The following is a 9,914-nucleotide window of genomic DNA, read 5'->3' as shown; positions in this document are numbered from 1 at the left end:
CATAGTTGGTCGTTGAACCAGGTGCTTTTTGATAACCGTAAGTACCCTGAAAGCTCAGTCCTTTAATTAATTTAAGAGTAACAGCACCCGTCACATTTATTGCTAGGTTATTTGTTTTGGAAAAACCGTCATTGATTTCATCCAGTGGGTTATAATCCAGGTTGATACGGCTTCTTGTCTGGTAATCCGCCCTCGTTTCAGGCGACAGCCCCTGAGCCCAGTTCATATTCAAGTTATTTCCCTGGCCATCCTGGAAAAGTTGGTAAGGAACAAACTGGTTGCTGATATCGGGCTCCTTTATAGAATTTCTTAACGTATTGTTTAAGGAAGTATATAGCGAAACTTTCAGCTTTTGACTAATATTCATTTCCTGGTTTAAATTGATCCGGAAACTCCGTTCAGACTGACCCGGCCTGTTACCTATCACATCTGTATTTGAAAACGAGCTGTAATAGGTATAGTTCTGCATCCCGCCCGAAAGGGATAAGGTATGACTTGTGGTAAGCGCATTCCGGTACAGCAGATCTCTGATCTGCGACATATTGTTTATCGAGGCAAGGCTGTCCAGGCTTTTATTTGCCTGCGCCGCGGTTATTTTGCCGGCATTTTGATTGTACAGAATCTGCTCATGCGGTATGATCACGGCACTACCCAGGGTGAAATAGGGAAATAGCGTGGGGTTAAATGTTTCCCTGGCTACCTGTATGTACTGCTGGCTGTTGACCATCTTGCCGTAGCCAAAATCGGGCCTGCCCATAAAATTAACAAAGCCACTGTAACTGATCTTCATTTTTTCGTCCTTATTCCCGTTTTTTGTGGTCACCACAATAACCCCGTTGGCAGCCCTGGCACCCCAGATGGCGGTGGCGGCCGCGTCTTTAAGCACGGTAATGTCAGCGATGTCGTCCGGATTAATCGTACTGAAATCATTAATAGGCAAACCATTTACGACATACAATGGGTCTGTTGACAATGTGACACTGCTTTGACCCCTGATAATGCTTTTCTGCGTAGAGTTGCCATTGCCCAGCCGCCCATTAGCATTGCTGTTCAATACGCCTTTAGGACCGGGGATGACCGTCAGACCTGGCACCAGGCCATCGAGGCGCGAAATAACATCCATTGTGCCGATGCGCGCCGCAAAAGTTTCCATATCCGGTTTTGCGAAGGAACCCGTGGCCCGTTCCTTACTTAAATTCTGATACCCTGTTGATACTGTAACCTCGCTAAGCTTGTTGCTGGAAAGCCTGAGTTTAATATCGAAACTATTCTTCCCCATGATAGCGACCGAATCTGTTTGGTATCCGATATAGGAAACAATCATGATCCCGTCGGCCGGAACGGTTGCGAAACTGAAATTGCCCTGGTCGTCAGCCATAAAACGGATGGCTGTGCTACTAATGGTGATGCTAGCTCCAGGCAATGCTTCGCCCTTTTCACCAACTACTGAGCCCTTTATAGGAATTACCTGGACCGCTTTTTGGGGCGTACTGGATTGACTGGGTTGCGGTGTATCAGAACCTTTCCGAATAATAATTACATTTTTGTTAATGGTGTAAGTAACCGGCTGGTTTTTAAACGTTTCCTGAAGAGCTGTCTGAAGTGTGACATTTTTCAGATTGACATTAACGGGCTTGCAGCCTTCCAATGTCTTTCCATTATACAAAATCCGATAACCTGATTTTTCTTTGATTTGTTGCAGGACACTTTCCATTGTGGCGTTTTTCGCAGATATGGTTATATTTTGTGCAAAAACGGGGGCAGCTGCAAATAATAAAAGGATTACAAGAATGAGCTTTATTCTTTGACCGAAGTGGTGATTCAGTTTGTGCTCAGCCCATATTTTTTTCGATAATCCGCTGTTTATATATGACGGACTTTCTTTTTGCAGATATGGGCATACCCGCTCTGCATAATGTGAGTAAAGTTTGTACATTTGAATAATGATGGTTTAGTTGAAGATTGGATCGCATCCTTTTTTGATTATACTTTGCAGTCATATCCGAATTCCAATGACCGTTGGTTTTCGGATTTTTTATGCAACGCATCTAGATTGGTTAAGTCTATTTCATCACAATTATTCTCCTTTCTTTTTTAGGTCCGTTACTATTAACTATTGAAAATTTCACAGTTCCGGTAAGTGCGAGGGCATCCAGTACATCTGAGGCGCTGGACCATTTCGATACCGATCCGAAGAAAAGTTCTTTCTTGAGTGATTCATCTTTATATTCTACTTCTGTATCGTACCATCTGGAAACTTTACGCATGATGCTCTCCAGGGATTCACCTGAAAAGACAAACTCCCCATTCTTCCAGTCTAAAACTTCGTCCAAGTTAACCTTTTTAAGTGTCTGTAGTGCTCCCCCATTTTTACTGATCGCCTGTTGACCAGGTATTAATATGGCCCTGCGATTAAGATTGTTTTCTACTTTCACTGAGCCTTGCAACAGTGTTGTCCAGGTGGCGGGTTCATCGGCATAGGCCTTAACATTGAAATGTGTTCCTAATACCTCAACAGCCTGTCCCTTAGTCAGCACTCTAAATGGCTTCTTCTTATTGTGAGCCACTTCAAAATAGGCTTCACCTATTAAAACTACCTGACGGGAGTTTTGATTAAACTGCTGTGGAAATTTTAAAGATGATGCCGCGTTGAGCCAAACCTTGGTTCCGTCGGCTAATGTAATTTGATAGTTACCACCTTTAGGAGTGGTAACTGTATTTATGAGCTCATGATCTTCTTTTTTCAAACCAGGGATATAACTCAACTGACCATTCCTGTTTTTTTGAACAGTCACATCTTCCTGTTCCAGAATTTTACCGTTGGTAGCTGTTTCCAGATTGATTGTTCTACCGCTTGCCAATGTTAACACGGCTTTATTGCTTCCTGGATTAAAATCATTTTTCGCAGTATTATTGGTTGCTACATTTTTCCTTGTCCATACTGTTTTATAGAAATATAACCCTGTAGAAAGAGCCATTAAAATAGTAGCTGCAATTGAGATCTTAATCCAAAGACTAGTATTTCGCTTTGGTGAATATTCAGCTTCAAGATTAAGCCAAATTTCTTCCAGGTCCAGCTCTATCTGGCTGTGCGGAATATCTGACTGAAATTTAGCTTGTTCACTATACCAGCTTTCTAATAGCGCACGTTCCTGATCGGAAATTGATCCGGATTGATACCGGTTTAACACCTCTTTAATTTGCTCTTTTTTCATTGCCGACAAGCTAAGTTTTCTGCTAATTATAACTTAGATACATATCTCGGGCTGAACAGGTAGATAAAAATGAAAAAAAAATTAATGTCCGATCAAAAAGACAATGTAGGCTACCAAACCAAGCTTTGTTCTAAGTATTTTTAAGGCGTTAGTAATCTGTTTAGATACTGTCTGTTCCGAAATTGAAAGCTGATCTGCAATTTCTTTATGGCTTAGATTTACCTTTCTGCTCATTTCAAAAATCTCACGCATTTTTGGAGGTAAGTTGGCAATTTCCCTTTCTATGATAAATCTTAACTCATGTTCTCGAATCAAGTGGTCCGTTTCGCAAACACCTTCATCAAAAAATATTTGAATAGAAGTTATATAAGTTGACTCAATCTTTTTTCTGGAAATATAACGGAAAATCAGATTTCTGATGGAAGTATACATATATTGTGATAAGTTTACTTTGAAAGTAAGCTCTTCGTGTTTGGTCCATAACACACTAAAAAATTGCTGTACGACGTCCTTTGCTTCTTCCCTATCCTTTAAAATTTTAAAGGCATGAATGTACAACAAGCCTTTATACCGATTATAGATCTCAGTAAATGCCACCCGGTCTCCAGACTTCAAGAGATCGGCCAGGGCTGCATCAGAAAATTTACTATATGTATCCACTATTGGTTGATTATTAAATCGGTATGCTAATAAACAGAATATAATCATGAATTTACACAAAAAACCGAAATAAAATCAAACAAAAAGAGCGTTAATTTATTTCCTCCGAAAATCAATCACTCCATCGAACGTACAGCAACATTGCCCTGCAATGACTCTCCGTCCAAAGGTCTACCCCCTTTAATGGCCCCTTCAACCATCTTCCCTGTACATCTTTAGTTGCACGTTCGGTTACCGTTTCTATTAATTTTTTTATACCAGCCTGTTCATTATCTCTTTCCTCGGCAAGTAATTCTGCAACATTGATTTCGCCATGAATACGTTTAACAGTTTCGTAAACATCAAAAGCATAAGCTTTAGTGAGTTCAACATCTTTTCTATGCGCAATATCCGCAGTATGTCCGGAAATGAAGGCATCAAAATCATAGGCCAAAATCCGATCGAAGGAATTGAGGTAAACAAACATGTTCCCTGTTATGTCAAAATCGAGTAAAGGTACCCACCCTGGTGCAATCATGTCAACAGCCATGATGATCTTTTCATTTGGTAAGAAAATGACCAGATCTCCCTCTGGAGAATGGAATTCGTCGCGTTTTAAATGTATTATACGGTTACCAATTTCCAAGATTGTTTCCTTTACAAAGGTTTGAGTAGGTTCAAGTCTTCGGCCATCTTTCTTTGCGCTGATAAAATCGGCAACGTCTTTTTCAGCAATAATATTCAAGCCTTTTCTATGGAGTAAATGGCTCCCAGCAATATGATCTGAATGACCGTGCGAGTAAATTAAAGTTGTAATATCTTCATTTGTGACTTCAGCAACGGCCTTATCAATAAATTCAACCAAGGGTTCAGGTGCATCAATTAAGACGACTCCAATACCAGTAGTCATAAACATGGATTGATAGTTTCCATTAGTTAACAAAAAGACTCCTTCTTTGATCTCCCGAACTAAAAATCCATCAACGAGAGTTGTTATGTTCTCTGGAACAACATGAGTACAATGCTTGCAACTGTCTCCGGTATGATTGTGGTGGCCTTTGCTAATTTTTAATAGATTTTCCATAATAAGTTAAAGAATAAATATGTACTGTATAAAACTACCTTTCAGAACTTAGAAATATCTTGATGTTTAATAAGAAATAGGATTGATATTAATCAAATATTTGGTCCTCCTTAGCGATCTTTATTGAATTTAAAGTTAAAGGCCAAACCTTCGTGATTGATTAACTTAAATTCTGCATCAAGTTGATCACTCATAGTTTTGATCAGATAAAATCCTAATGAATTGCTTTTTTTTAAATCAAAACCGATCGGCAATCCTTGCCCGTTGTCAGAAATGCTTAGTATAAGGTTATTTTCTAGATCATAATCAAGTTCAATATTTATTTCCCCTACCGATTGACCTGAAAATGCATGCTTTATTGAATTTGTAATGGCTTCATTTAAAATAAGTCCTATTGGAACAGCCTTCGTCACATCCATTTTTACAGAAATTGACTTTATCTTGAATTCAATATTATCATTATTCATTAGTGATTCTTTAAGATACCGAACAATATCTCTTATGATAATCTGGATATCGATACATTGAAAATCTTCTTTTTGATGCAATCTTTGGTGTATGAGTGATATTGCTCTAACTCTATTCTGACTATTTTTTATAGCGGTAAATGCGATCGGATCTTCCAGATATTTAGATTGGAAATCCAAAAGACTTATAATGATCTGTAGGTTATTCTTTACTCTATGGTGGACTTCTTTTGCAAGCCATTCTTTTTCTATGATTAATCTACTCTGCCGATCAGTAAGATCTCTAAGTATAATATTTTGCTCTGCTATTTCTCCCTTATGTTTTTCTATTTGGTTATTGTTATTCTGTTGAGCATGGTACGCCTGGATGCAGATAATGAGAAGTACAATCAATATAAATGCGGCTATAACCATGGTTATTTTTTTAATCCTTACACAGGTAAAAGTCGCGCATCAAACATCAATTATTCTTGACATTTGACAAATAATGATATTGATCTTTATCAAAGAGAGAGCCTACCTATTAATTGTTATTTAATGAAGTTTGCTTACGTACACGACTTAGGGTTTCTGGAGTAATTCCTAAAAAAGAAGCGAGCATACTTTGAGGTATACGTTTGACAAAAGCGGGATAGTTTTGCATGAGATGCTGGAATTTTTCTTCAGCAGTATAGCTAATTATAGCCTGGATTCTTTCCTGCGCAGCATTATAATGCCTTTCGTCCAATATGCGACTCAACTTTTCAAATGACGGCGAATGCGCCCTAAGCTCAAATAGTTTATCATTTGTCGCCACTAGTAATTGTGTGTCTTCTATTGCATCTATATAATATTTAGATGGTGTAAGCATGGTGAAACTCTCCCGGTCACTGATCCACCATTCCTCCAGGCCAAAACGAACGATATGTTCAATTCCTTTATCGTCAATTGTATATTGCCTCATTGCCCCCTTGGCAATAAAGGACATGTATTTGCAGATGCTTCCTTCATGCAGCAGAAATTGTTTTTTCTTTACTGTTTTAGGAGTAAAGCATTGTTCCACAAGTTTAAATTCGTCATCAGATATAATTGATGAAGTAATCTTGTTCATGTATGTCCTTAATATTTGGTGCATGGGCTATGGTAATTAATCTCTTATATAATTTATCGTTCTGTATTTTCCATCAAAAAAATCCTTATATGCTTCTGATATTTCTAAATAATTATTTGCGGCAAATGGTCCTTCTACAATAACGGTTTCCGTATTTGGTTCGCCACCGAACATCATAATATCTGCAACAAATATATCGGAATTCCCGAGTATAATTTTATCACCTTTCTTTTCAAATATAACCATTTTGCTTCTTCCTACAACCGCTTCATTAACCGATACTTCATTTGCAGGAACAAATAAGGCGTATTCTAAATCTTCTTTTCCTTCCAATTCAAATGTTGACTTTGGATTAAGTTTAATATGGTAAATAAATTGTTTTCCGAAGGTTTTAACCGGAGATTCTGAACTTCCAAAATTCCCAAGTAAAATCCTGATCACACCTGCATTTTTGGGTAAAGGAAGTTCAATAATATCCTTAGATTGCAGGGCTAAATATTCAGGTTCTTCAGATTTTACCGCAAAAGGAAGAATAATCCAAAATTGAACGGAATGAAATATTTCTCCATGTTCTTTAGTGATTCCAGGTAATTCTTCATGCACAATACCAGTTCCAGATTTCATCCATTGTAAACCTCCGGGACCTACAACATCGTAATTTCCGTAGCTGTCGTAATGTGCCAAACTACCGCTAAATACATAGGTTAAAGTAGCAATCCCTCTATGTGGGTGCGCCAACTCTCCGGTAGGAGCAATTAGAGAATCCTTATTGAGTGCAATAGGATAGACATGGTCTAAAAAAACTATCGGACCTACAGCTTGGACCATACCTTGTGGAATTAAACGGTTGGTTAAGAAATCTCCAGTTACGGCGTTGACGCCATCATTTATTGATTTAATTTTTTTTTCCATCTGGATCAATTTTGAAATTTAAATTCGCTTTTCCATTTATTACAAATTTGGTCTTACCTGTTGGTTTATGAAATGATAAATCTTAAGGATTATTCTTATTATTTGTCAACAGCAGTCTTGAAATTCAACCACGAAATCTCGTGGTTGAAAAGAGCAGTTTTTTACTTAATTACGCGTTCCTATTTAAAGAAAACACATAAACAACTATTAAACAAGCACTTGAATTTATGGCATAAGGTTGGTTTATATAAAAACAATTCTCCAATTGAAACTAACTAATACCAAATACTATGTATGAATCATTTTTTGAATACATTGAAGACCAGACAGGTCTGTGTATTTCTAAACAGGAACGGGAAATCATTCAAAAAAGTTTTCAAATTAAAATGGTTAGAAGAAGGCAATATCTTCTGCAGGAAGGAGATCCGGCTAAACTTCTTGGATTTGTGATAAAAGGGGCATTACGGCAGTTTTCTGTCGACGATAAAGGCAATGAACATATTGTCCGGTTTGCCACAGAAGGCCGATGGATAACTGATTACGAAAGTTATCAGACTGCAGTCCCTTCTTTGTACTATATTGAGGCTGTTGAGCCGAGCCAGCTATTAGTAATTACCAACGATGCATTTCATATACTATTGGATAACAGCCCGATATTCTTTAAAATGATCTTTAAAAAATATCAGGAGGCCAATAATACATCTCAAAAAAGAATGCATTCGTATATCAGTATGACGGCTGAACAGCGGTATGCAGATCTTGTCAATTCCTATCCTCAGCTTGCTTTAAGATTTTCTCAAAAAATGATTGCGTCTTACCTTGGGATTTCGGGAGAGACCCTGAGCCGGATACGTAAACATATCGTTTCCAAGAAAATTCATTTTGAAACTGGATTTATTGATAAAAGGATAAAACAGGTAGTATCACCAGATTTCTGAGTCACTTTTAATAGCAGAAAAGCCCCGGACCATAAAATCCGGGGCTTCTCTCTTAATCATGTTCCTTACATCGGATTTTGAGCAAGATTATCTAAATCCACCTCCCGCTGAGGAATTTGCAAAAGCAATTTATTTGTTGTAACAGTATATGCTCCTGAAGGGTATTGAGCCGGAGCTTTTGCTATCTCCCGCTGGCCATGAGCATTCATCACTTGAACTGCTGTTCCGGTACGTACCAGATCATACCATCTGTGATTTTCAAAGGCCAGCTCTACTTTACGTTCCTGATCAATTGCCAGCCTGAAAGCTGCCTGAGAACTTACGTTCAAAGCTGGAATGGCATTTCCTGAGGTTTTATCTGGAAGTTGGGCACGACGTCTAACCTGGTTCAATAGTCCAAAGGCTTCACCATTGGCTACAAAGCCCTGCTCATTCAAACACTCTGCAATTTCAAGCAAAACGTCTGCATAACGGATAACTGGAAAGTTAACATCGGTTTGGCCTGGTTGTACAAAGCCCTGATTGTATTTTTTAATATATGGCGCATAAGTAAATACCCCTTTATCATCGGTAAAGCCTTCCGCAAGCGAAACATCTTTCCGGGCATCCCCGCTTTCATAAGAGCCAATGAGGTCTGTGGTTGGTGTATTCCAACCACTGCCAAAACTCAGATTGGTACCCGGATCCTTAGTTACATACTGAACCGAGTTAAAGGGTGCAAACTGATACATGAAATTGCTCGCAAGATCCGGATTTGAACCCAGATATTGGATTTCAAATATAGATTCTGCGTTGTTTTTCTTGGTTTTGTCAAACACATCTGCATAACTAGGCATCAGGCTGTAGCCTGTTACTTTTCTAAGTGCAGTTAAGGCTTCGGCATATTTTTTCTGCGTGAGGTAAAATTCTCCTAATAAGGCATTTGCTGTACCTGAGGTAACACGCCCCTTATCTGCTGCTGAATAAGAAGCTGGAAGTTTTGAAGCAGCATCATTCAGGTCTTCAAGTATTTGAGCATATACTGCATCAACTGCTGCACGTCCTTTTGATTTTGCATCGCCCGGGGTTTTAGTTACTTCCAAACGCAGTGGTACACCTCCAAATTGTCTGACCAGGTTAAAATAATGAAAGGCCCGAAGGAATTTCACTTCGCCAATGGACTGGGCTTTGGATTGTGCAGACATTGGGATTCGCTCTACATTATCCAGCACATCATTACAACGTGCAATACCGATATAGCTTTGCTGCCAAAAATCCTGCAGTAATGTATTGGCAGAATTAGCCAGGAATTCATCTACCTGCTCGCGGTTCTCTTGTCCGCGTTGCGGTGCATTGTACTGAAAACTGGTATTGTCAGAACGCATTTCTCCGAAAAGCCAATAGCTGAATGAGCCCATGTCTTTCAGAGACCTGTAGGCACCAACCACGCCCTGTTTCAAATCCGATTCCGTTTTCCAAAAGTTAGCGCCAAGTAATCCCGATTCTGGTTCCTGGTTTAAAAAATCCTTTTTACAACTGGTTATGAAGATCCCGGTACCGATCAGGATCATCATGATATATAGTGTTTTT

9 protein-coding genes are annotated in these 9,914 nt (G+C 38.8%); 1 reads left to right on the top strand and 8 read right to left on the bottom strand.

The annotated features are described in order from the left end of the window. From VNZ46_RS11310 to VNZ46_RS11280, 7 genes are all read right to left on the bottom strand, one after another. Positions 1-1,714, bottom strand: a 1,714-nt coding sequence (locus VNZ46_RS11310) for a SusC/RagA family TonB-linked outer membrane protein (protein ID WP_325560265.1), incomplete at its 3' end; no start/stop codon positions are given. A gap of 349 nt (positions 1,715-2,063) precedes the next feature. Beyond that, positions 2,064-3,215, bottom strand: coding sequence for a FecR family protein (locus VNZ46_RS11305; protein WP_325560264.1), 1,152 nt, complete (start codon positions 3,213-3,215; stop codon positions 2,064-2,066). A gap of 81 nt (positions 3,216-3,296) precedes the next feature. After that, complete coding sequence (locus VNZ46_RS11300; RefSeq protein ID WP_325560263.1) at positions 3,297-3,875, bottom strand: RNA polymerase sigma-70 factor; 579 nt, start codon at positions 3,873-3,875, stop codon at positions 3,297-3,299. 112 nt (positions 3,876-3,987) lie between these two features. After that, on the bottom strand, positions 3,988-4,938 hold the full coding sequence (locus VNZ46_RS11295; protein WP_325560262.1) for an MBL fold metallo-hydrolase: 951 nt from the start codon (positions 4,936-4,938) through the stop codon (positions 3,988-3,990). 110 nt (positions 4,939-5,048) lie between these two features. Beyond that, positions 5,049-5,819: a sensor histidine kinase gene (locus VNZ46_RS11290; RefSeq protein ID WP_325560261.1), complete on the bottom strand. Its 771-nt coding sequence runs from the start codon at positions 5,817-5,819 to the stop codon at positions 5,049-5,051. Positions 5,820-5,928: 109 nt separating this feature from the next. Beyond that, complete coding sequence (locus tag VNZ46_RS11285; protein ID WP_325560260.1) at positions 5,929-6,495, bottom strand: Crp/Fnr family transcriptional regulator; 567 nt, start codon at positions 6,493-6,495, stop codon at positions 5,929-5,931. A 36-nt stretch (positions 6,496-6,531) separates the two neighbouring features. After that, positions 6,532-7,407 carry a pirin family protein gene (locus tag VNZ46_RS11280; RefSeq protein WP_325560259.1) on the bottom strand — a complete coding sequence of 292 codons (876 nt, stop codon included), beginning with the start codon at positions 7,405-7,407 and terminating at the stop codon, positions 6,532-6,534. 290 nt (positions 7,408-7,697) lie between these two features. Here VNZ46_RS11280 and VNZ46_RS11275 point away from each other — a divergent pair, with 290 nt between their 5' ends. Continuing rightward, positions 7,698-8,345: a Crp/Fnr family transcriptional regulator gene (locus VNZ46_RS11275; protein WP_325560258.1), complete on the top strand. Its 648-nt coding sequence runs from the start codon at positions 7,698-7,700 to the stop codon at positions 8,343-8,345. Positions 8,346-8,410: 65 nt separating this feature from the next. Here VNZ46_RS11275 and VNZ46_RS11270 read toward each other — a convergent pair. After that, a partial coding sequence (locus VNZ46_RS11270; RefSeq protein ID WP_325560257.1) for a RagB/SusD family nutrient uptake outer membrane protein occupies positions 8,411-9,914 on the bottom strand: 1,504 nt, incomplete at its 5' end.

Origin of the sequence: Pedobacter sp. (assembly GCF_035566355.1) — a bacterium.
Taxonomy (GTDB): domain Bacteria; phylum Bacteroidota; class Bacteroidia; order Sphingobacteriales; family Sphingobacteriaceae; genus Pedobacter.
Note: the sequence above shows the minus strand (reverse complement) of the source record. Positions and strands in the feature narration are given on the sequence as shown.